Genomic DNA, 20,689 nt, shown 5'->3' with positions numbered 1-20,689 from the left:
GCGGCCTGTCCGCCAGTACGCTGAGAGGATGTTCCGTTCTCTGGGTGCCCTGATCGGCGACCTGCTGGTCGTCATCCTCTTCGTCGCCATCGGTTTCCTGCAGCACGGGACGCCGCTGACCTCGCAGAACCTGTTCCTGGTGGGCTGGCCGTTCGCCGTGGGCGTGCTGCTGGGCCATCTCGCGATCCGCGCCTGGCGCGCGCCTTTCCGCGTGTGGCCGCACGGGGTGTTCGTGTGGGCGATCACGATCGCCGCCGCGATGGCGATCCGCACCCTCTTCTCGGCCGGCACCGAGGTGGCCTTCATCCTCACCACGGCGATCTTCACCGGCGTGCTGATGCTCGGCTGGCGCGCGGTGGCGATGTACCTCACCCGCGGGGTGCGCAGGGTGCCCCTCGCCGGAGCCGGGGGCGAGGCCGGCAACGAGTCCGCTGCCACAGCCGGAGCCGAGGCCGGAGTGGGCAACGGGACCGCGGCCGCGACCCGAGCTGGAGTCGCGACCACCGGCAACGACGACGACAACGACGGCACCGACGACACAGCCGCCGGGCCCGCGCGGCGCTGAACGCCCACGCAGCGAGCTCCACCCTGCACTACGTGTCGGTGAGGAGGCTCTCACCGACACGTGGTGCAGGCTCGACGACCAGACGGAGCGACCACCAGGCGGATCGGTGACCGGCCGGATCGACGACCAGCACGGCCGGCGACCGGGCGGCCCGGCGGCCCGACCGCATCACCGCCTGCTGCTGATCACCTGGTCGATGTCGAGGCCGTGCCCGTAGGGGTACAGCGGCTCCGCCGTGCCGCCGGGGACATCCTCGTGAGCCTCCCGCACCGCCTTCATCGACCGCGGCAGCTCGATCGGGAGTCGACCCCGGGCCGGGACCACGCCCGTGATCGCGTCCGCCCAGGCGGCGGCGGAGACCCCGAAGCTGCCGGTGAGTGCGTCGCACTCCCCCGCGATGTCGGTGAGCACGGCGGCCCGGTCGAGGTCCACGTCGAGGATCAGCGGGCACGCGGCGCGGAGACGGGCGAGACGGTGGGCGAGCCCGGGCGGGAACTCCAGGTCGCCCTGGTGGAACCACGATTCCAGGAAGAGGTCGTCGCGGGGCTGGAACGGGGCGCCGATCCGCAGCAGCGCGACGTCGGCCTCCGCCGGGGTGGCGACCTGCTCCCCCAGCTGGGCGATGACGTCGGCAGGCAGCCCTTCGGCATAGATGCGGGTGCTGCCGCGCACGGTGTGCAGCGGCAGCACGTGACCGTCGTCGTGCAGGACCACGACGCTGCCGGCCTGCGCCTCATGGCCCTGGCGGCGGCTCTCCTCGCTGCCCACCAGGGCGTCGGCCGCGGACTCGTCGACATAGGGGTCGTCGAACAGCCCGAGCCGGAACTTCACCCGCAGCAGCCGACGGGCCGAGTCGGTCACCCGTTCCTCCTCGACCAGGTCATCGCGCACCAGGCCCAGGAGCAGCTCGGTGCACTCCTCGCCGCCGAGCTGATCGGCCCCTGCCTCGAGGATCCGCTGGAGGCGCTGGGCGGGGATGAGCTCCTCGACGCCCCAGGCGCGCGCCGGGAGCACCTGGTCGCCGACGTGGTTGTCGTTCACCAGCTCCCAGTCGCTGACGATGACGCCGTCGAAGCCGAGCTCGTTTCGCAGCAGGCCGGTGAGCACCTGCTCGTTGAAGCCGAAGCCGACGGACTCGATCTCGTGCCCGTCGATCTGGAGGCCGACGGGCCGGCCGTAGTAGGGCATGATCGCGTCGGCCCCCGCGGCGATGGCTTCGCGGAAGGGCAGCAGGTGGTCCTCGAAGCGACCCCCGGGGTAGACCTGGTCGCGGCCGTAGGGGAAGTGCGCATCCTCGCCGTCCTTCTGCGGACCGGCGCCGGGGAAGTGCTTGACCGTGGACTGCACCGGAATCTCGCCCTCAGCCCCGCGCAGACCGTCGAGCGCCGCGGTGACGAGGCGGGCCACGAGCTGCGGGTCCTGGCTGAAGCACTCGCGCTGACGGGCCCAGCGCGGTTCGGTGGCGAGATCGGCGACGGGGTGCAGCGCGGCCCGGATCCCGACTGCGGTGTACTCGCGGCGCACGGTGCCCGCCCAGGTGCGCACCAGCTCCGGATCGCCGAGAGCGCCGAGCCCGAGCGGCTCGGGCCACAGGGAGAAGAACGACGTCACCCAGGAGGTGCCCGCGTTCTGGGCACCGCCGTGGCGGGGGTCGGTGGAGATCGTGACGGGGATGCCGTGGGGAGTCTGCTCGGCGAGCTCCTGGAGCCGGTTGTGCCAGCGGGCCGCGGCACGGGCATCGTCCAGTCCGTGCACGTTGAAGTGACTCATGCGCTTGTCCAGCACGACCGTGGAGGTGGGCGACTTGGAGATCGCGCCCGGGGTCTCCAGGAGAGTGCCGTCCTGGCCGGTCTCGATGACCGTGTGGAACATGAGCCCCACCTTCTCCTCGAGGGAGAGGCGGGCCAGCAGGTCCTCGGTGCGCTCCTCCGGGCTGAGGCGAGGGTCCTCGAAGGGGTCCATCACCCCGTTGCGGTTCAGGTCGCGGAAGCGGGTTCCGTCGGGCGCGGAGGAGAGGTGGGGAAGGGTGCGGTCAGCCGTGGGCACGGAAGGTCTCCTGCTCGAGGACGGGACGGAGGCGGGCGGCGACCTCGTCGGTGCCGAACCAGCGGTGCAGCTGCTCCTCGAGCAGCACGTTGCCGAGGGCGCCGAGCACCATCGACTGGTCCAGGGAGAGGTGGCGCCGGGCGATGACTCCCGAGCCGACGGCGACGGCGTCGTGGAAGCCGCCGGGTCCGTAGGCGCCGAGCTCGGTCTCGATCCGGGAGAGGTTCTCGATCGCCTCGGCGCGCTCGTACTGCATCGCGAGCGCCGCGGCGTGCGGGGTGACGACGCCGTCGAGCCCCTGCGGGTAGGGCTCTCCCTGATGCCAGTCGGTGGCCGCGGCGTCGGAGAAGTAGCCCTCGGGGTTCAGTCCCAGGGCATCGACGCCGTACTCGCGGTACTCGCCGTGCGGGTCGGAGCTCGGGGAGAAGCCCCAGTAGCCGTAGCCGGCCTCCTCGAGTCCGTGCTCGCGCTGGGCGCGCACATGGAGCGGATGGTTCCTGCGCCAGCTGTCCGGGCCCCAGGCGGCCTCGGGCACGAACAGGTCCGGCATCAGCTCCTCGAACATGGAGCCGCCCCAGCCGGGGACGATCTCCAGGCCGCGGTAGGTGTGGGCTCCCTCGAACACGGCGACCCCCTCGTGCTCGGCCCAGTCGCCCACCGGCGGCATCTCGGCCCAGTCCCACTGGGGCGGGAAGGTGCGGAAGGTCGTGAAGTAGGCGGCGGCCGGGATCTGCTCGGTCATGATCCCGAGGTAGGTGACCATGCGGGCCTCGGAGACGGCCGTGTCGTAGTGATGCTCCGTGTGGTACCAGACCTCTGCCCCGGGGATGTCCTGGAACAGGGGAAGCAGCTCGACGCCGTCCCGGTGCGGGTCCTCGACCCAGAAGCCGCCGATGGTCTGCCCGGGCTGGACGTCGACGTCGCGGTCGAAGAACACATCCCAGCGCATCGCGTCGAACAGGCGCTTCGCCCGACGGCGGTTGGAGGGATCGGCCTGGGCGACCACGTGCAGGGCGGCGCCGAGCCAGCCCATGTCGACGCTGGAGACGAAGGGGACCACGGGGTCGCCGGTGCCGGGCCAGCTGCGCAGCACGGAGCCGTCGGTCTCGTCGTACCAGTTGTAATACATGCCCGAGGGCTCGTGATGCTCCATCGTCTCGAGCGAGTCCAGGGTGCGGGAGATCCGGTTGCGGGCCTCCCCCGGCGTGATCAGGCGCAGCTCGCGGGCCAGGAGCGTGGACCAGAGATAGCCGCCGATGTTGGTGGGCGACGTGTGGCGCGAATGCCCCGTCAGGTCCGCCTCGATGGTGTCGGAGACGAGTCCGGTGCTGCGCACGGTCATCGCGTCCAGGGAACGCCAGGTGTCCTTCGCCCAGCGTCGCAGCAGGCGCTCGTCGCGCCCTCCCCCGGCGGTGCCGACGAGGGCCGGGAGACCGGCCGTCGACAGCCCGGCCCCCGAGGGCGTCGGGGCGGGAGCTGCCAGGGCCGGACTCGCGGCGCCGACGGCCCCGAGGGCGGCGCCGGCTCCGAGCAGCGGGACGGTGAGCAGGGTGCGGCGAGGGATGGAGTTCACGATGCCTCCTCGAGGCGATGGGTACGACGTCGGACCGGGTCTCGTGCGGGGTCGTGCAGGATCGTGCGGGGTGGTGTCGGGTGGTGGAGATCAGCGGACGCCGATCATTTGATGCCGGAGGTGGCGATGCCCTGGATGAAGTAGCGCTGGAAGAAGAGGAAGACGAGGAGGATCGGCAGGACCACGAGCGTGGCGCCGGCCAGGAGCAGCCCGTAATCCGTCTGGTTCTGTCCGGTCGAGATCAGGGCGAGCGCGACGGGCAGGGTGTAGGTCGACTCGCTCGAGGAGACGACGAGCGGCCACAGGAAGTTGTTCCAGGAGCCGAGGAAGGTGAGGATGCCGAGGGTCGCGAAGGCGGGGCCCGCGAGCGGCAGGTAGATCCGGAAGAAGATCGCGACCTCGCCGACGCCGTCGATACGGCCGGCCTCGAGCAGCTCCCGGGGCAGTCCCAGGAAGAACTGGCGCATCAGGAAGACGCTGAACGGCTGCACCAGGAACGGCAGGATGAGCGCGGGGATGGTGTTGGCCAGCCCCATGTTCACCACCAGCACGTACTGCGGGATGAAGGTGACCAGTCCGGGGATCATCAGGCACACCAGGACCAGCACGAACAGCACCCGCTTGAAGGGGAAGGTGAGGTGCGCGAGCGCGTAGCCGAACATCGAGCTGAAGATCAGGTTCCCCAGCGTCACCGCGATCGCCACCACGGTCGAATTGCGGAAGTAGTGGCCGAAGGGCCGATCGAAGAGACGGCGGAAGTTGTCCCAGGTGGGTTCCTCGGGCAGCCAGGTGGGCGGGACGCGCAGGAGCTCTCCCTGGGTCTTCACGCTGCCGAGGATCATCCACACGAAGGGCGTGATGACCAGCAGCAGGAAGGCAGTGAGGATGACATAGGTCAGGACGGGACTGCGACGTTCGATCATCACTTCTCCCTCATCAGGCGGAACTGCGCGAGGGTGACGATGCCGATCACGATGAACGTCAGGTACGCCATCGCCCCGGCCATGCCGTAGTTGCCGAATCCGAACTGGTTGTAGGTGTACATGGAGGCGGAGATCGTGGAGTTCAACGGACCGCCGCCCGTCATGACGAAGGGCTCCTCGAAGAACTGCAGGTAGCCGATCGACGTGGTGACCAGCACGAACAGCAGCGTCGGCCGAATGGACGGGATGGTGATGTTCCGGAACCTCTGCCAGGCGTTCGCCCCGTCGAGCGCGGCTGCCTCGTGCAGCCCGCGGTCCACGGCCTGCAGGCCGGCCAGGAAGATCACCATCGAGGTGCCGAAGTTGCGCCAGACCGCCATCACGATGAGCGACAGCAGGGCGGTGCGCTCATCACCCAGCCAGTTGGGCCCGTCGATCCCCACCCAGCCCAGGACGGTGTTCACCAAGCCGTTCTCGGGCTGCAGCAGGAACCTCCAGACCACGGCGACGGCCACGATGGAGGTGACCACGGGGGTGTAGAAGCCCATCCGGAACAGTCCGCGCAGCTTCAGCGCGCCCCGGTTCAGGGCGATCGCGGCGCTGAGCCCCGCGATGATCGTCAGCGGCACCCCGACCAGCACGAACACTCCGGTGTTCAGGGCTGCCCGCCGGAAGACGGGGTCGTGGAAGGCAGCGATGTAGTTGTCCAGACCCACGAAGTCCACCGCGAACGGCGACCGGATGTCGGTGATGCGCATGTCCGTGAAGGACATGAACATCGACTGCAGCACGGGCCAGGCGATGAAGATCCCGAAGAGCACCACGAAGGGCAGGGAAAGCAGCAGCCCGGCGCGGGCCTCCGCGGCGGCGCGGTGGCCGCGGCGGCGCCCGGGCCGGGAGGCACTGCCCCTGCCCCTGTGGCTCCCTCTGCTCCCGGTGGGCGACGGCGGCGGGAGGGCCGCGGCCGAGGAGGCGGACTGCGTGGTCATCTCAGGCGCCGATCCCGATGCCCTGTGCCTCGGACTGCGCGGCCTGGAGGGCGTCGGCCGGGGCGAGGTCCTGCTTGCAGACCTGCTCGATCTGGGCGTCGAACTTCGCAGCCACCTGTTCCCAGGTGGCGATCGTGGGCGGGGCGAGGGCGGTCTCGAGCTGGGTGTGGAAGGCCTCGAACTTCTCGTTGGAGGAGACCTTCTCGTCCTCCCAGGCCGACTGCACCGCAGGCATGTCGGTGACCTGCTCGAACCACTGGATCTGGACCTCCGGGCGGGAGAGGTACTCCACGAGCTTCCAGGCGGAGTCGCGGTTCTTCGACCCCTGGAGGACGCCGATGTTGGCACCGCCCAGGAAGCTCGAGCTGGTCTCCTTCACGGGCATCACGAACACGCCGTACTTGTCGGCGAAGCCGTCTCCGCCCACGCCCTCGACGGCCGCCATCATCCAGGGGCCGGAGACGAACATCGGCACCGCTCCGGAGACGAAGTCCTGCTCGGTGGTGCCCTCGGCAGGTGCCGGGTCGGCGATCCCGTCGGTGAAGTAGGACTGGTAGTAGGCCAGCGCCTCCTCGTTCTGCGGCGTCTCGAAGGTGAACTCGTCCCCGGCCTCGGAGACGACACCCCCGCCGTTGGACCAGCACAGCGGGAGCACGGTCTGCCAGGAGCCGTCCCCGCCGGGCTGCAGGGCGATGCCCCACTTCCCGTCGGGCTGGCCCTGGAGCGCCTTCGCCATGGCGGCCAGGCCCTCCCAGTCGGTCGGCGGCTCGGAGATCCCGGCGGCCTCGGCGATGTCCTTGCGGTAGTAGACCAGGCGGGTCTCGACGTACCACGGGACGCCGTAGGCGGTGTCGCCGACGGTGACACCCTCGACGGCGCCGGGGAAGAAGTCGTCCAGGGCGATGGACTCCGGGGTGGGCTCCAGAGCATCCAGGCTCACGAACTCCGCCATCCAGGTCGAGCCGACCTGGGCGACGTCCGGGGCGGTGCCGGCGGCGATCGCCGAGGTGAACTTGTCATGGGCCGAGTCCCAGGGCAGCGGGGTGACCTCGAGCGTGACGTCGGGGTTCTCCTCCTCGAAGCCCGTGAGCAGCTCGGGGAGGGCCTCGCCCTCGGCGCCCATGGCCCAGATCGTGAGGGAGCCGGTGGCGGGTCCCTCGGCGACCGGGGCGGCGGGGTCTGCAGCACCGCCGCCGTCCTCCTCGGGGCGGCCGCAGGCGGCGAGGGCGGACAGGGCGCCGGCAGCGCCCAATCCGCCGAGGGTGCGGCGGGAGATGCGGGGAATGCTGGTCATGATGACTCCTTCGTCCATGAGGCGGTCGGGGGATCTGTGCGGTTCTGGTCGGATCGTGAGCGGGCGCGCTACGCCAGGGCCGGGACCGGGTCGGGGGCGCAGCCGCAGGACTGCCGGAGCACGACGTTGGAGTCGACCGTGACCGGCGACTGCGACGTGTCCCCGTCGATGAGGGCCGCGAGTCGCTGTGCGGCGAGGGCCCCGAGCTCTGCGACGTCCTGCCGGACGGTGGTCAGGCCGGGGGTCAGGTAGCGGGCGGTGACGGTGTCGTCCCATCCGGTGACGGCGAGGCGACCGGGGACGTCCACGCCTGCCGCGGTGAGGCGGGAGATGATCGCCATCGCGAGCTCGTCGTTGCCGCAGACGAGTGCGTCGAGACCGGCGATCCCGGTCGCATCGTCCGCTCCGGCCGCACCGGCGTCCGCGTCGTTCCGCTCGCGCTCGACGGCCAGCAGCATCTCGGCGATCTCGAGTCCGGAGGCCTCGACCGGGTCCTTCTCGAACCGCTCTGCGGGCGCGAGGCCGGCTTCCTCGAGGGCTTCGAGGTAGCCGACGTGGCGCTGCCCGATGTCGGACCCCTCCTCGAGGCGCCCGACGAAGCCGATGCGGCGTCGGCCGTGCTCGATGAGGTGCTCGGTGAGCTGACGGGCCGCCGCGCGGTTCTCGGCGTAGAAGGCGTCGACGCCCTCGACCTGGCCGCGGGCGACGCTCACGGTGGGTCGCACATCGGCGACCTGCCGCACGGTGTCGTCCTGCGCGCCGCTGCGGGCCATGAAGGCGACGCCATCGACGCGGCCCAGGAGGTCGAGCACGGAGAGATGCCGCGGCTCCTGCGGGTTCAGGAGCGCCAGCACCACGGACAGCCCGAGCTCGGAGGCCGCGACCTCGAACCCGACCAGGAGCTCCGCGTAATACGGGCCGTCGATGTGCGGGAGCACGACGCCGAGCGCCTTGCTGCGCCGGACGGCGAGCGCCCGGGCCGCAGCGGCCGGGACGTACCGCAGGACGCGGGCCGCCTCGAGGACGGCATCCAGCGTGCGGGGTGCCACCTTGGAGGGGTCCGAGAACGCGCGGCTGACCGTCGCGATCGAGACGCCCGCGCGCTCAGCGACCTGGTAGATCGTAGGTACGGGCGAGGATGCGCCGTTGGCCATCATCCGGTCTCCTCCAGCTCATCCAGCTCGTCATCGATTCCTGCTCAGCAGCGCTGCGCGCACTCCCGGACCTGCCGTCCGTCGGAGCCGGAAGCCCCCATCAGAGCTGGAAGCGCTTACAGCGTGACACGGACTGTATGCGCTTACATCGGTGTGCGCAAGAGGCGCAGGCACGTTCCTGGATCACGGCACGGCCGATGAGTCGACGGGTCTACGGCCAAGGGCCGAGGCCGACAGGCCGACGGGCGACCCCGCCCGTCGGCCCGCGCCCGCGCAGGTCAGTCCGCGAAGCGGATGTCGATCGCCGCACCGTGCGCCGGGAGCCCCTCGGCGTCGGCCAACGTGGTGGCCGCCGCACGGGCATCGGCCAGCGCCTCCCGGTCGTAGTGCACGACGTGGATGCCGCGCAGGAAGGTCTGCACGCCGAGGCCGCCGTTGAACCGGGAGCTGCCGCCGGTGGGCAGCACGTGATTGGAGCCGGCGGCGTAGTCGCCGAGGCTCACCGGGCTGTGGGAGCCGACGAAGACGGCGCCCGCGTTGGTGACCCGGGCGGCGACCGCGGCGGCGTCGGCCGTCTGGATCTCGAGGTGCTCCGCACCGTAGGCATCGACCACCGACAGGCCCTGGTCCATCCCGTCGACCATCACCACGCCGCTCTGCTCTCCGCGCAGCGCCTCCTCGATGAGCTCGCGGTGCCGGGCGAGGGGCACCTGACGGGCGAGCTCCGTCTCGACACCCGCGACGAGCTGCTCGTCGTCGGTGACCAGGATGCTCGCGGCGAGCGGGTCATGCTCGGCCTGCGAGATGAGATCAGCGGCGACGAAGGCGGGGTCGGCGGTGGCGTCGGCGAGGATCGCGATCTCGGTGGGGCCGGCCTCGGCATCGATGCCGACGGTCCCGCGGACCAGGCGCTTCGCGGCGACGACGTAGACGTTGCCGGGACCGGTGACGAGATCGACCGGGTCGAGGTGCTTCCCGTCACCGAGGTCGTCGGCGCCGTGCGCGAGCAGCGCGATGGCCTGGGCACCGCCGGCGGCGATCACCTCGGTCACCCCGAGCAGCGCGCAGGCGGCGAGGATCGTGGGGTGCGGCAGCCCGCCGAACTCCTTCTGCGGCGGCGAGGCGAGCACGATCTGCTCGACGCCGGCGACCTGCGCGGGCACCACGTTCATCACCACGGAGCTGGGCAGCACCGCACGCCCGCCGGGCACGTACAGGCCCACCCGACGCACCGGCACCCAGCGCTGCGAGACCGTGCCGCCGGGGACGACCTCGACGCTCTCCTCCCGGCGGCTCTGGGCGGAGTCCACGCGGCGCACCCGCGCCGCCGACTCCCCCAGAGCGGCTCGAATCTCCGGATCGAGCTCGTCCAGCGCCCGCTGCAGCTCGGCCTGCGGCACCCGCAGATGCTCCGGGCGCACTCCGTCGAAGCGCTCCGAGGCATCGAGCACGGCGGCCGCGCCTCGCGCGGCGACGTCGTCGACCACGGGACGCACAGCGGCGGTCGCGGCCTCGACGTCGAGCTCGGCGCGCGGCAGGGCCGCCGTGAGCTCGGCGGTGCTGAGGATGCGCGAGCGCAGGTCGGTCACGGCGAGGAACGGGGCAGGATCAGGCATGGGGTCAGTCTAGGAGCTGGCCGAGCAGACGGACCTCGTCCGCCGTGGAGTGGTCCTTCCAGGTGATGCCCCCGGGCCACTCCCCCGTCTCCTCGTCGGCGGAGGTCACCCGCCGCCCGGTCACGAGCAGGATCCATCCTCGGGAGCGCAGATGCCGGACGGCTTCGCGGTTCCAGGACACCCTGGCGCGGCGGTAGCGCTCCTCCCAGTCCATCTCGCCCCCTGTCGTCGCTCGGGTCACCGTACTGTCCGTCCGCCTCGCACTGTCCGTCGGCTCCGTCTCGCACAGTTCATCGGCTCTGTCTCGCCCGGTTCGTCGGCTCCGCCGCGCCGGAGCCGACGACGAGGCCCTGGGCGGCTAGTGTCGTCCTCGTGCTCGCCGCCTTCCTCCTCACCCTCGTCGCCGGTGGTGCCACCAGCATCGGCGCCGCACTCGGAGTGCTCGGTCGGGGCACGAACCCGAAGATGCTGGCAGGCGGCCTCGGCCTCTCGGCGGGCGTGATGCTGTACGTGTCCTTCGTGGAGCTGCTCCCCGAGGGCGCCCATGTGCTCTCCAGCGGCGGCGCGATCACAGCCCGCGGCACGGCGATCGCCACCCTCTCCTTCTTCGTGGGGATCGCGCTGATCGCGGTGCTGGACCGTCTGGTGCCCGAAGCGGTCAGCCCCCATGAGTTCTCCGGGAGGATGACCGGCTCACACGGCGACCCCGAGGTGCGCGAGCCCGATGAGCAGGCGGCGGATCGGGCGCTGCGCGCACGGCTCCTGCGCACCGGCACGGTGACCGCCGCGGCCCTCGCCTTCCACAACGTCCCCGAGGGCTTCGCGACCTTCGTGGCCGCACTGCAGGCACCGGAGATCGCGATCCCTGTGGTCGCGGCGATCGCCCTGCACAACATCCCGGAGGGGCTCGCGGTGGCGGTCCCGGTGCGCCGCGCGACCGGCTCGCGATCCAAGGCGTTCTGGCTCGCCTCGATGACGGGGCTGGCGGAGCCCGTGGGCGCCGTGCTCGGGTATCTGCTGCTCGCCCCGCTGCTCTCCGGCGACGCGATGGGCGCGATCCTCGCGGGCGTGGCCGGGGTGATGGTGTTCGTCTCGCTCGATGAGCTGCTGCCTGCGGCCGAGGAGACCGGCGAGCACCACACGGTCATCTACTCCCTGATCGCGGGCATGGCGATCATGGCGCTCACCCTGCTGATCCTCTGAGCCGACGAGGAGCTGACGAGGAGGCGACGGGGAGGGACTCGTCACGTACCGTGGGGGCATCCGGATCAACACTCCAGGCTCGTGCCTGACGTCGATTAGTCTTGACGTCAAGACAAATGCCGCACCGACCCGAGGGAGCCCCGCGACACATGGCGCGCATCATCTACACCCACACCGACGAGGCACCGATGCTGGCGACCGCATCGTTCCTGCCGATCCTCGATGCTTTCTCCGACACCGCCGGGATCGACGTCACCACCCGTGACATCTCCCTGGCCGGCCGCATCGTCGCGACCTTCTCCGATCTCCTGCCCGAGGGGCAGCGGGAGGCCGACGCCCTTGCCGAGCTGGGCGAGCTGGCGAAGTCCCCCGAGGCCAACATCATCAAGCTCCCCAACATCTCCGCGTCGGTGCCGCAGCTGAAGGCCGCCATCGCCGAGCTGCAGGGCCAGGGCATCGCCCTGCCGGACTACCCGGAGTCCCCCGAGACCGACGCGGAGAAGGACGTCCGTGCCCGCTACGACTCGATCAAGGGCTCGGCCGTGAACCCCGTCCTGCGCGAGGGCAACTCGGACCGTCGGGCGCCCGCCGCGGTGAAGAACTTCGCCAAGGCGCACCCGCACCGCATGGGCGAGTGGTCCACGGACTCCAAGACCTCCGTCGCCACGATGGATGCGGACGACTTCCGCGCCAACGAGCAGTCCGTGGTCCTCGAGGCCGAGGACACCCTGTCGATCGTGCATATCGCCGCCGATGGCACCGAGACCGTGCTCAAGGCGTCCCTCCCGGTGCTCGCGGGCGAGGTCGTGGACTCCACGGTCATGCGCGCCGCCGCCCTGGATGCGTTCCTGAGCGAGCAGATCGCCGCCGCGAAGGAGCAGGGCGTCCTGTTCTCCCTGCACCTCAAGGCCACCATGATGAAGGTGTCCGACCCGATCCTGTTCGGCCACGCGGTGCGCGCCTTCCTGCCCACCGTGTTCACCCAGTTCGGCGAGCAGCTCGAGCAGGCCGGCCTGTCACCGAACAACGGCCTGGGCGGCATCCTCGCCGGGGTCGACGCGCTCGATGCCGAGCAGCGCGACGGGATCCGCGCCGCGATCGACACGGACCTGGCCGCGGGCCCCGACCTCGCGATGGTGAACTCCCACAAGGGCATCACCAACCTCCACGTCCCCTCCGACGTCATCATCGATGCCTCCATGCCCGCGATGATCCGCACCTCGGGCCACATGTGGAACGCGGATGACGCCGAGCAGGACACCCTCGCGGTGATCCCCGACTCCTCCTACGCCGGCGTGTACTCCGCGACGGTGGAGGACTGCCAGAAGAACGGCGCCTTCGATCCGACCACGATGGGCACCGTCCCGAACGTCGGCCTCATGGCGCAGAAGGCCGAGGAGTACGGCTCCCACGACAAGACCTTCGAGATCGCGACCGCTGGCCGGGTCGAGGTGCGCGACGCCTCCGGCACGGCGCTCATGACCCACGAGGTCGCCGCGGGCGACATCTTCCGCGCCTGCCAGGCCAAGGACGCTCCGATCCGCGACTGGGTGCAGCTGGCCGTGCGGCGCTCCCGCGAGTCCGGCATGCCCGCGGTGTTCTGGCTCGACGACTCCCGCGCCCACGACCGCAACGTCACCGCGAAGGTCGAGGCGTACCTCGCCGAGGAGGACACCGACGGTCTGGACATCCAGATCCTCGCCCCCATCGAGGCCACCAAGCACACGCTGGAGCGCGTGCGCCGCGGCGAGGACACCATCTCGGTGACCGGCAACGTGCTGCGTGACTACCTCACCGACCTGTTCCCGATCATGGAGCTGGGCACCAGCGCCAAGATGCTCTCGGTGGTCCCGCTCATGAACGGCGGCGGCCTGTTCGAGACCGGTGCCGGCGGCAGCGCCCCCAAGCACGTCCAGCAGCTCGTCGAGGAGGACTACCTGCGCTGGGATTCCCTCGGGGAGTTCCTGGCGCTGGCCGAGTCGCTGCGTCACCTCGCCCGCACCGCGGACAACGAGCGCGCCCGCGTGCTCGCCGACGCCCTGGACCGCGCCACGGAGACGCTGCTGAACGAGGGCAGGTCCCCGCAGCGCAAGCTCGGGAGCATCGACAACCGCGGCAGCCACTTCTACCTCGCGATGTACTGGGCGCAGGAGCTGGCCGAGCAGAGCGAGGACACCGAGCTCGCCACCGCCTTCGGCCCGATCGCGAAGGAGCTCACCGACGGCGAGCAGACCATCGCCGACGAGCTGCTCGCGGTGCAGGGAAAGCCGGCGGACATCGGCGGCTACTACCGTCCCGATCTCGAGAAGATCTCGGCTGTGATGCGCCCGTCGGCGACGTTCAACCGCATCCTCGAGGAGATCTCCGCGGCGCTGTGAGCCCGGGATGAGGACGGCCGGACGGCCGCTCCTCGTGGGACCGATTCTCCGGACAGCTGCACGGACGGGCCGCTGGTGATCCGAGCTGACGACATCGCCAGCAGACATCACCGGCGGCCCGTCCGCTTCCGCCGACGGGCCAAATTGCCCTCCGCACCCCGCGCAGCAGAGCCGACATCCGTGCCCTGCAGAGCGGCCCCGATCCGGGTTCCGCTCCCAGAGCGACCGACCGAAAGGACCGGGCCGTGCCCGTCATCCCCTCCCCCGTGGACGGCATCGACCTGCGCTACGACGTCATGGGCTCCGGCCCCGCCGTGGTGCTGCTGCACGGCTCCGTGCTCTCGCGGGCGATCTGGCGGGGGCTGGGGTATCTCGAGCCTCTCGCCGGCGAGCACACCGTGATCAGGATGGACCTGCGCGGGCATGGCCGGTCGGGCACCCCGCACGATCCCGCCGCCTATACGCAGGACGTGTTCGTCGCCGATCTGCTCGCGGTGCTCGACGCCGAGGCGATCGGCCGGGCCGCGCTGATGGGCTACTCGCTGGGCGCCCGTATCGCGCTGACCGCAGCGCTCGAGCATCCGGCGCGGGTGACGCGCCTGGTCAGCCTGGGCGGTTCCGCCGCTGTGCAGAGGGGCCAGATCGACTCGGTCTTCTTCCCGGAGGTCATCGACGCGATCCGGGAGGGCGGGATGGAGGCGTTCTGCGACGGCCAGGGACTCGGTCCCGGCATCACCACACGGCGGGACCGTGCCACGCGCACGGCGTTCCTGGCCGCTGATCCGCTCGCCGTCGCGGCTCTGCTGACCGCGACCGACGCCACCGCCGCTGTCCCCGACGACGTGCTCGCGGACTGCACGGTCCCGGCGCTGTGGATGGCGGGCACCGAGGACCATCCGCGGTACGAGGATTCCGTGCGTGCCGCTTCGCTGATGCCGGATGCGGAGTTCGTCCCGCTGCCCGGGCGCTCCCACGGCGCCACCCTGTTCCCGCCCGACGACGTGCTCGACCAGGTCGTCCCGTTCCTGCGCTGAGGCTGCGGGCGGCCCGCCCTGTGTGGCCTGCTCCCGCTCAGATGAACTGGCGCACGAGGGCGATCAGCGCGACGACGACGATGATGCCGCGCAGCAGCCACTCGGGCATCAGCTTGGCGAGATGGGCGCCGAAGTAGCCGCCGATCAGGGCGCCGACGGCGATCGCGGCGGTCGCGAGCCACACGATCTCCGCCCCGATCACGAAGTGCGCGATGACGTAGATGGTTGCGGCCGCGAGGTTCACGACCAGGCTCAGCAGGTTCTTCACACTGTTCACCGAGCCCATCGTGCGACCGGTGAACGTGCCCAGGATCCCGAGGTAGAGGATCCCCTGTGCGGCGGTGAAGTAGCCGCCGTAGATCGAGGCGGCGCCCATCGAGCCCACGAGTGCCGGTGAGCGCAGCGGGCTGCGGTCCGAGCCGTCGGACGTCGGCGCCACCGGCCCCCGGGCGGCCCTGCGTCGATCCGATCGGGCGCGCAGCGCCGCCGTGATCCGCTTCTGGAACACGACCATCGCCAGGGCGACCACGATCAGCACGGGCACGACGACGTCGAGTGCCGAGGCCGGGGAGACCAGCAGCAGGAGCGAGCCGAGGATCGCTCCGCCGGCGGCGGTGAGGACCAGCGGCGGGAGGTCGTGCTTCTCCTCGTCGATCTCCTTGCGGTAGCCGACGACGGAGCCGATCGTCGAGAAGAGCATGCCCACGGTGTTCGTGCGCACGGCGACGCCCGGGGGGATGCCGAGGGCCATCAGCACGGGGAGGGTGAGCAGCGAGCCGGAGCCGACTGCGGCGTTGATGGCGCCGGCGAGGGTGCCCATCACGAGCAGGACGATGAGCGAGAGCGGTTCCACGATCGACGACCCTACTGCCCGGAGGGCCGGAGCGGGCGGATGTCCGCATCACAGCACGGCCGCAGGACGGGAGCGGAGAGGACTGTCCTGTCAGAGCCGCCGGTCCGGGTCGCCGGTCAAGATCGACCTTCCTGGTCCCTGGTCAGGATCTCGCACCGTGCTCTCAGCGCACGAGTCCCTGCAGCGCCTCCTGCAGCACCTGGGCGTGGTTGTGCTGGGTGTCCTTCGCAGCGAACAGGAGCACGATCCTGTGAGCTCCGGCCTCTCGGGCCCGGTCCAGGAGCGCCTGGGGGGCGTCGCTGTCGTCGAGCTCATGGCGGTACCGGCCCGAGAACTCCTGGAAGTCCAGGTCGTCGTCGTGGAAGGACGTCCGGAGATCGGAGCTGGGGGCTACGTCCTTGTCCCAGTCGTCGTGGGCGAGCCGCTCCTTCGTGATGCCGCGCGGCCACAGCCGGTCCACCAGCACGCGGTACTCGTCGGCGCCGGAGCCGTCATCGTCCAGCACGTCGTGGACGCGGTCGGTGGTGATCTCGATGCTGCTCATGATCTGTCCTTCCGATGGGTTTCGTCCCGGGTACGGGACAGGGCCCGATCCGCGCGGGAGGCGGACCGGGCCCTGGCCAGGGGTGGCAGCTGCTGCCGCGGAGGGGCGCTGCTCGGGTGAGTGCCTCTCAGGCCAGAGCGGCCTTCGCGCCCTCGTAGTCGGGCTCCTCGGAGACCTCGCCGACCTGCTCGGTGTAGACGACCTTGCCGGTCTCGTCGGTGATGACGACGGCGCGCGAGAGCAGGCCCGCCAGCGGGCCGTCGCTCATGGTCACGCCGTAGTCCTCGCCGAAGGAGGAGCGGAAGGCGGAGCCGGTGACGACGTTCTCGATGCCCTCGGCGCCGCAGAAGCGCGCCTGCGCGAACGGCAGGTCCTTCGAGACGCAGACGACGACGGTGTTCTCGAGGCCAGCGGCGAGCTCGTTGAACGTGCGCACGCTCATCGCGCAGGTGCCGGTGTCCAGCGAGGGGAAGATGTTCAGCACGACGCGCTTGCCGGCGAGGTCGGAGCTCGCGACCGGCGAGAGGTCCTGACCGACGAGCTCGAACGCCGGCAGGGCAGAGCCCTGGGCGGGAAGCTCGCCGACGGTCGAGATGGGGGTGTTCTTGAAGGTGATGGAAGCCATGGCTCCATCATCATCCGCCGAGCTGAACGGCACAAGCCGACTCCTGGGAGTCGGCGGGGGCCGGCAGGCGCCCCGTTCCCGGCGCCGGATCAGTCCATGGTCTCCTGGAGCCGGGCGGTCTGCTCGGCGACGTCGAACTCCGCCTCGGGCCACTGCGGGTCGATGCCGCGCAGCGCGTCCAGCAGGAGCTGCTGCACCGCGAGGCGGGCGTACCACTTGCGATCCGCCGGGACCACGGTCCACGGGGCACCGACGGTGGAGGTGGCCCGCAGCGCCTTCGTATAGGCCTCCTGGTAGGCGTCCCAGTGCGCGCGCTCGTCGACGTCCCCGGGGTGGAACTTCCAGTGCTTGTCGGGCCGCTCGAGCCGCTCCATGAGCCGTTCGCCCTGCTCCTGGCGGGAGATGTGCAGCATGACCTTCACGATCACGGTCCCCGCCTCGGTGAGCTCACGCTCGAAGGCGTTGATCGCGGTGTACCGGCTGCGGATCTCCTTCGCGTCGGCCCAGCCGTGCACGCGATGGATCAGCACGTCCTCGTACTGGGAGCGGTCGAAGACGCCGATCATCCCGGGCTCCGGGGCGTGCTTGCGGATGCGCCACAGGAAGTCGTGGCGCTTCTCGGCGCGGGTGGGGGCCTTGAACGCGGTGATGTCCACGCCCTGGGGATCCACGTTCCCCACCACGTGGCGCATGATGCCGCCCTTGCCGGAGGTGTCCATGCCCTGCACGATCAGCAGCACCGAGCGGCCTCCCTCGACACCGTGGTTCTCCGCGTACAGCCGCTCCTGGAGCTCGTCGAGGGTGCTGTCCCGGGCGGCGAGCTGCTCCTTGCCGTCGGCCTTCTTCCCGGTGAAGCCGGGAGTGGCGTGCGGATCGAGCTCGGAGAGATCCTCCGTCCAGTCCGACGGGATCGCGAAGCCGCGAGGCTCCTGGGCTGCGGGGTCGCTCTTCTTCTGCTTCTTCGACATAGGGGCAGGCTAACCCGCACAGTCCGCCCGCACGGCGTTCTGCCCGCACTTGACTCCACCGATCGGTCGGGCGAGTGTCGGGGCATGACGATCACCGCCCTCACCAACGCCCACGTCCTCCCCATCTCCTCCCCCGCCCTCGACGGCACCGTCCTGGTCGAGGACGGCCGCATCACCGCGGTCGGGCCCCACGTCGAGATCCCCGAGGACGCGCTGGTCGTCGACGCGGGCGGCGGCTGGCTGCTGCCAGGCTTCATCGACGCCCACGTGCACCTCGGGGTCGACGAGGAGGGCGAGGGATGGGCCGGCCAGGACACCAACGAGATGACCGACCCGGTGATGGCGGCGGCGCGGGCGATCGATGCGATCAATCCCGTGGAGATCGGCTTCGACGACGCGATCATCGGCGGCGTCACCGCGGTGAACGTGAATCCCGGCTCCGGCAACCCCATCGGCGGGCTCGCCGTGGCGATCCGCACCCACGGCCGGATCGTGGACGACATGGTGCTGCGCAGCCCCTCGGGGTTGAAGGCCGCGCTCGGTGAGAATCCCAAGCGGATCTACGGCGAGCGCAAGCAGACCCCGTCGACGCGTCTCGGGGTGGCCCTCACGATCCGGCAGGCCTTCGCGAAGGCCCAGGTGTGGATGGCGAAGGACAAGTCGGATCGCGAGGCCGATCTGATGAGCGAGGCGCTCGCCCGCGTGCTGCGCCGCGAGATCCCGTGGCGCCAGCACTCCCATCGGGCCGACGACATCGCCACCGCGCTGCGGATCGCCGAGGAGTTCGGCTTCGAGCTCGTGCTGGACCATGGCACCGAGTCGTACCTGATCGCCGACAGGGTCGCCGCCGCCGGGGTGCCCGTGCTGTACGGCCCGCTGATCGTGTCCCGCTCGAAGGTGGAGGTGCGTCACCGCACCCCGAAGGCGCCCGGCCTGCTCGCCGCCGCCGGCGTGAAGGTCTCGATCATCACCGACCACCCGGTGGTGCCCATCGAGTTCCTCGTCCACCAGGCGGCTCTCGCCGTCAAGCACGGCATGGATCCGGCCGACGCCCTTCGCGCGATCACCCTGAACCCGGCCGAGGTGCTCGGCGTCGAGGACCGGCTCGGCTCGATCGAGGTCGGCAAGGATGCGGACCTGGTGCTCTGGGAGGGCGATCCGCTGGACACCCGGAACCGCTCGCTGCGGGTGTGGCAGCACGGGCGTGAGGTGATGCACCGGGACGAGGCCGGGGAGCCGGTGATCGCGTCGCGATGAAAGCTGACCGTCCTGCCCCTGATGCGATAGCCCGATGAGCGATCGGCAGGCCCCGGCGACTCCGGCCGTCGAGATGCTGTGGGAGGCCGCTTCTCCGGATGTCGTGCTGCGCGACCGGTTCGGGTTCGCGGGTGCCGGCGAAGCTACTGCCTGGATCACCGGAACCGTCCGTTCGCTCTGGGGAATCGAGGTCTTCTCCTGCGCACGGATCGTGATGTCGGACAGCAACGCCCTGACGTGGCTCGGGACGTCGGCAGGAACGCTGGTCGCGAAATGGTCGATCGCGACCGACAGGTTCGTGCGGCTGGGGGCGTTGTCGAACGTGCTCGCCGAGCTGGCCCACCGGGAGGTCCCGGTCTCGGCTCCGTTGACCTCCTGTGATGGTCGACGACAGGTCGAGGTCGATGGCGTCTCCCTCGCGCTGCAACGGGAGATCCCCGGACAGATCCTCGACACGGCGGATCCGACTCAGGTGCACGGCGCCGGTGCTCAGCTCGCCCGGCTGCACCATGCACTCGCCGAGATCACGCAGGACGTTCCGGTTCTGGGTTCGTCTGACGCGGTCCCGAGCGTGCGGGCGCGGATCGAGGAGTGGCTCAGCGGTGATTGCTCCCACCTTCCGGCGCCAGCGCTGCGCACGCTCGCGGACTCCCTGGACGCCGAGGACGATGGCCTGCCGGTGCAGCTGCTGCATGGCGACTACCGCTCCACCAACATCCTGTGGTCGGGGAACAAGGTGGCCGCTGTGCTGGACTTCGATGAGGCGAGGGTCGACCTCCGCGTGGATGAGGTCGGACGGTCCGCCGTGCTCCTCGGCACGAGGTTCACCGACTGGGAGCCGGTCACTCTGGCGGTGCGCGAAGAGTTCTTCCGGGGATACGACGCAGTCAACCGGCCGAGCGACTCGGAGCGGCGATGGCGGCGGATCCTCGTGCTGTGGTACTCACTCGCGACGGTTCCTGAGTCCGACGGGCGATCCAGCTGGTCGCGCGCTGCAGCAGAGGAGCTTGAGGCGGAGCACTGGCGCATCTGACGTCTACGATGAGGTCGGGCCGCATGCCGTGATCAGGCAGTTCCGCAGTGCTGCACACTCTCGAGCGCCGGCTCACTCCGCGATCTTCGCGTGCGTGTGCATGTCATGCCATCCGTCGGCGTGCAGGACGCTCTGGCGACGTGTCCCCTCTGCGGCGAACCCGGCTCTGATCGCGACGCGGCACGAGCCCGGATTCCTCGTCGAGTGCTCGAGCTCGACGCGATGCATCCCGACGGAGAACGCCCAGCGTGCCGCCGAGTCGAGCGCTCGGGCCGCGACCCCTCGGCCTCGGACGTCAGGTCGTACCCAGTACGCGGCCGTCGCGATGCCGTCGGTCTTCTCGACCCTGAGCGTCATCCGTGCTGCCAGTGCACCGTCGACGTCCACGGCCCAGCTGACTCCCGTCTCCAGCGTCCACGCCTCATGAGCCCCCGAGATCCAGGTGCTCGCTTCCTCGCACGACATGGATCGTGCATGCCAACGCCGGATCTCGGGGTCCGAGTACGCAGCAGACACTGCTGGGATGTCGCCTTCGGTCCACGGCCTCAAGATCATCGGTCCGGCCCGGAGCACTGGCTGGGCGGCGGACGAGAGGGAGCCCTCGGCGATGGTCGGCTGCACGAGGGAGGCCATG

19 protein-coding genes are annotated in these 20,689 nt (G+C 70.6%); 6 read left to right on the top strand and 13 right to left on the bottom strand.

Going from position 1 to position 20,689, the window contains the following annotated elements; genetic code table 11:
• Nucleotides 1-28 precede the first annotated feature (28 nt).
• A complete protein-coding gene (locus INT49_RS11940) occupies nt 29-565 on the top strand; it encodes a DUF3054 domain-containing protein (RefSeq protein WP_193117963.1) in 537 nt (178 codons plus the stop codon).
• A 168-nt stretch (nt 566-733) separates the two neighbouring features.
• Here INT49_RS11940 and INT49_RS11935 read toward each other — a convergent pair whose 3' ends face one another.
• The 8 genes from INT49_RS11935 to INT49_RS11900 all read right to left on the bottom strand — a co-directional run bounded on the left by INT49_RS11935 (nt 734) and on the right by INT49_RS11900 (nt 10,401).
• Nucleotides 734-2,611, bottom strand: coding sequence for a glycoside hydrolase family 3 protein (locus INT49_RS11935; RefSeq protein WP_319021601.1), 1,878 nt, complete (start codon nt 2,609-2,611; stop codon nt 734-736).
• Nucleotides 2,598-4,184 (bottom strand): glucoamylase family protein, encoded by a 1,587-nt coding sequence (locus INT49_RS11930; protein WP_319021600.1) that lies wholly within the window; start codon nt 4,182-4,184, stop codon nt 2,598-2,600. Before INT49_RS11930 ends, INT49_RS11935 begins: the two co-directional genes overlap by 14 nt.
• 104 nt (nt 4,185-4,288) lie before the next feature.
• Nucleotides 4,289-5,107, bottom strand: a complete 819-nt coding sequence (locus tag INT49_RS11925; RefSeq protein ID WP_193117962.1) for a carbohydrate ABC transporter permease — start codon at nt 5,105-5,107, stop codon at nt 4,289-4,291.
• Nucleotides 5,107-6,096 (bottom strand): carbohydrate ABC transporter permease, encoded by a 990-nt coding sequence (locus INT49_RS11920; protein WP_193117961.1) that lies wholly within the window; start codon nt 6,094-6,096, stop codon nt 5,107-5,109. The genes INT49_RS11925 and INT49_RS11920 overlap by 1 nt, the downstream gene beginning before the upstream one ends.
• A gap of 1 nt (nt 6,097) precedes the next feature.
• Entirely contained in the window at nt 6,098-7,390 is a 1,293-nt protein-coding gene (locus INT49_RS11915) for a sugar ABC transporter substrate-binding protein (RefSeq protein ID WP_226850377.1), read from the bottom strand.
• A gap of 68 nt (nt 7,391-7,458) precedes the next feature.
• On the bottom strand, nt 7,459-8,547 hold the full coding sequence (locus INT49_RS11910) for a LacI family DNA-binding transcriptional regulator (protein WP_193117960.1): 1,089 nt from the start codon (nt 8,545-8,547) through the stop codon (nt 7,459-7,461).
• Nucleotides 8,548-8,822: 275 nt separating this feature from the next.
• Nucleotides 8,823-10,160, bottom strand: a complete 1,338-nt coding sequence (gene hisD, locus INT49_RS11905) for a histidinol dehydrogenase (RefSeq protein WP_193117959.1) — start codon at nt 10,158-10,160, stop codon at nt 8,823-8,825.
• 4 nt (nt 10,161-10,164) lie between these two features.
• Entirely contained in the window at nt 10,165-10,401 is a 237-nt protein-coding gene (locus INT49_RS11900; RefSeq protein ID WP_193117958.1) for a hypothetical protein, read from the bottom strand.
• Between the two features lie 131 nt (nt 10,402-10,532).
• Between INT49_RS11900 and zupT the strand changes: the two genes are divergently transcribed.
• The 3 genes from zupT to INT49_RS11885 all read left to right on the top strand — a co-directional run bounded on the left by zupT (nt 10,533) and on the right by INT49_RS11885 (nt 14,775).
• Nucleotides 10,533-11,363 carry a zinc transporter ZupT gene (zupT, locus tag INT49_RS11895; protein WP_193117957.1) on the top strand — a complete coding sequence of 277 codons (831 nt, stop codon included), beginning with the start codon at nt 10,533-10,535 and terminating at the stop codon, nt 11,361-11,363.
• Between the two features lie 149 nt (nt 11,364-11,512).
• Nucleotides 11,513-13,741 carry an NADP-dependent isocitrate dehydrogenase gene (locus tag INT49_RS11890; RefSeq protein ID WP_193117956.1) on the top strand — a complete coding sequence of 743 codons (2,229 nt, stop codon included), beginning with the start codon at nt 11,513-11,515 and terminating at the stop codon, nt 13,739-13,741.
• Nucleotides 13,742-13,986: 245 nt separating this feature from the next.
• Nucleotides 13,987-14,775, top strand: a complete 789-nt coding sequence (locus INT49_RS11885) for an alpha/beta fold hydrolase (RefSeq protein ID WP_193117955.1) — start codon at nt 13,987-13,989, stop codon at nt 14,773-14,775.
• A 37-nt stretch (nt 14,776-14,812) separates the two neighbouring features.
• Here the strand turns inward: INT49_RS11885 and INT49_RS11880 are convergent, their stop codons facing one another.
• The 4 genes from INT49_RS11880 to INT49_RS11865 all read right to left on the bottom strand — a co-directional run bounded on the left by INT49_RS11880 (nt 14,813) and on the right by INT49_RS11865 (nt 17,765).
• Nucleotides 14,813-15,628: a sulfite exporter TauE/SafE family protein gene (locus INT49_RS11880; RefSeq protein WP_193117954.1), complete on the bottom strand. Its 816-nt coding sequence runs from the start codon at nt 15,626-15,628 to the stop codon at nt 14,813-14,815.
• Between the two features lie 163 nt (nt 15,629-15,791).
• Nucleotides 15,792-16,172: a DUF488 domain-containing protein gene (locus INT49_RS11875; RefSeq protein WP_193117953.1), complete on the bottom strand. Its 381-nt coding sequence runs from the start codon at nt 16,170-16,172 to the stop codon at nt 15,792-15,794.
• 127 nt (nt 16,173-16,299) lie between these two features.
• Nucleotides 16,300-16,797, bottom strand: coding sequence for a thiol peroxidase (gene tpx, locus INT49_RS11870; RefSeq protein WP_193117952.1), 498 nt, complete (start codon nt 16,795-16,797; stop codon nt 16,300-16,302).
• Nucleotides 16,798-16,886: 89 nt separating this feature from the next.
• Nucleotides 16,887-17,765 (bottom strand): polyphosphate kinase 2 family protein, encoded by an 879-nt coding sequence (locus tag INT49_RS11865; RefSeq protein WP_193117951.1) that lies wholly within the window; start codon nt 17,763-17,765, stop codon nt 16,887-16,889.
• An 84-nt stretch (nt 17,766-17,849) separates the two neighbouring features.
• Here INT49_RS11865 and INT49_RS11860 point away from each other — a divergent pair, with 84 nt between their 5' ends.
• Both INT49_RS11860 and INT49_RS11855 read left to right on the top strand, forming a co-directional pair.
• Nucleotides 17,850-19,022, top strand: coding sequence for an amidohydrolase (locus INT49_RS11860; protein WP_193117950.1), 1,173 nt, complete (start codon nt 17,850-17,852; stop codon nt 19,020-19,022).
• A gap of 34 nt (nt 19,023-19,056) precedes the next feature.
• Nucleotides 19,057-20,055 (top strand): phosphotransferase enzyme family protein, encoded by a 999-nt coding sequence (locus tag INT49_RS11855; RefSeq protein WP_193117949.1) that lies wholly within the window; start codon nt 19,057-19,059, stop codon nt 20,053-20,055.
• A gap of 72 nt (nt 20,056-20,127) precedes the next feature.
• Here the strand turns inward: INT49_RS11855 and INT49_RS11850 are convergent, their stop codons facing one another.
• Nucleotides 20,128-20,688, bottom strand: coding sequence for a GNAT family N-acetyltransferase (locus INT49_RS11850; protein ID WP_193117948.1), 561 nt, complete (start codon nt 20,686-20,688; stop codon nt 20,128-20,130).
• Nucleotide 20,689 lies beyond the last annotated feature (1 nt).

Source organism: Brachybacterium tyrofermentans (assembly GCF_014897585.1).
Classification (GTDB): Bacteria; Actinomycetota; Actinomycetes; order Actinomycetales; family Dermabacteraceae; genus Brachybacterium; species Brachybacterium tyrofermentans.
This window is presented reverse-complemented; position numbering and strand designations above follow the sequence as displayed.

Coding starts and splice junctions, on each gene's coding strand:
- INT49_RS11940 (WP_193117963.1), top strand. CDS start 29: ATGTTCCGTTCTCTGGGTGCCCTGATCGGCGACCTGCTGGTCGTCATC.
- INT49_RS11925 (WP_193117962.1), bottom strand. CDS start 5,107: ATGATCGAACGTCGCAGTCCCGTCCTGACCTATGTCATCCTCACTGCC.
- INT49_RS11920 (WP_193117961.1), bottom strand. CDS start 6,096: ATGACCACGCAGTCCGCCTCCTCGGCCGCGGCCCTCCCGCCGCCGTCG.
- INT49_RS11915 (WP_226850377.1), bottom strand. CDS start 7,390: ATGACCAGCATTCCCCGCATCTCCCGCCGCACCCTCGGCGGATTGGGC.
- INT49_RS11910 (WP_193117960.1), bottom strand. CDS start 8,547: ATGATGGCCAACGGCGCATCCTCGCCCGTACCTACGATCTACCAGGTC.
- hisD (WP_193117959.1), bottom strand. CDS start 10,160: ATGCCTGATCCTGCCCCGTTCCTCGCCGTGACCGACCTGCGCTCGCGC.
- INT49_RS11890 (WP_193117956.1), top strand. CDS start 11,513: ATGGCGCGCATCATCTACACCCACACCGACGAGGCACCGATGCTGGCG.
- INT49_RS11875 (WP_193117953.1), bottom strand. CDS start 16,172: ATGAGCAGCATCGAGATCACCACCGACCGCGTCCACGACGTGCTGGAC.
- tpx (WP_193117952.1), bottom strand. CDS start 16,797: ATGGCTTCCATCACCTTCAAGAACACCCCCATCTCGACCGTCGGCGAG.
- INT49_RS11865 (WP_193117951.1), bottom strand. CDS start 17,765: ATGTCGAAGAAGCAGAAGAAGAGCGACCCCGCAGCCCAGGAGCCTCGC.
- INT49_RS11860 (WP_193117950.1), top strand. CDS start 17,850: ATGACGATCACCGCCCTCACCAACGCCCACGTCCTCCCCATCTCCTCC.
- INT49_RS11855 (WP_193117949.1), top strand. CDS start 19,057: ATGAGCGATCGGCAGGCCCCGGCGACTCCGGCCGTCGAGATGCTGTGG.
- INT49_RS11850 (WP_193117948.1), bottom strand. CDS start 20,688: ATGGCCTCCCTCGTGCAGCCGACCATCGCCGAGGGCTCCCTCTCGTCC.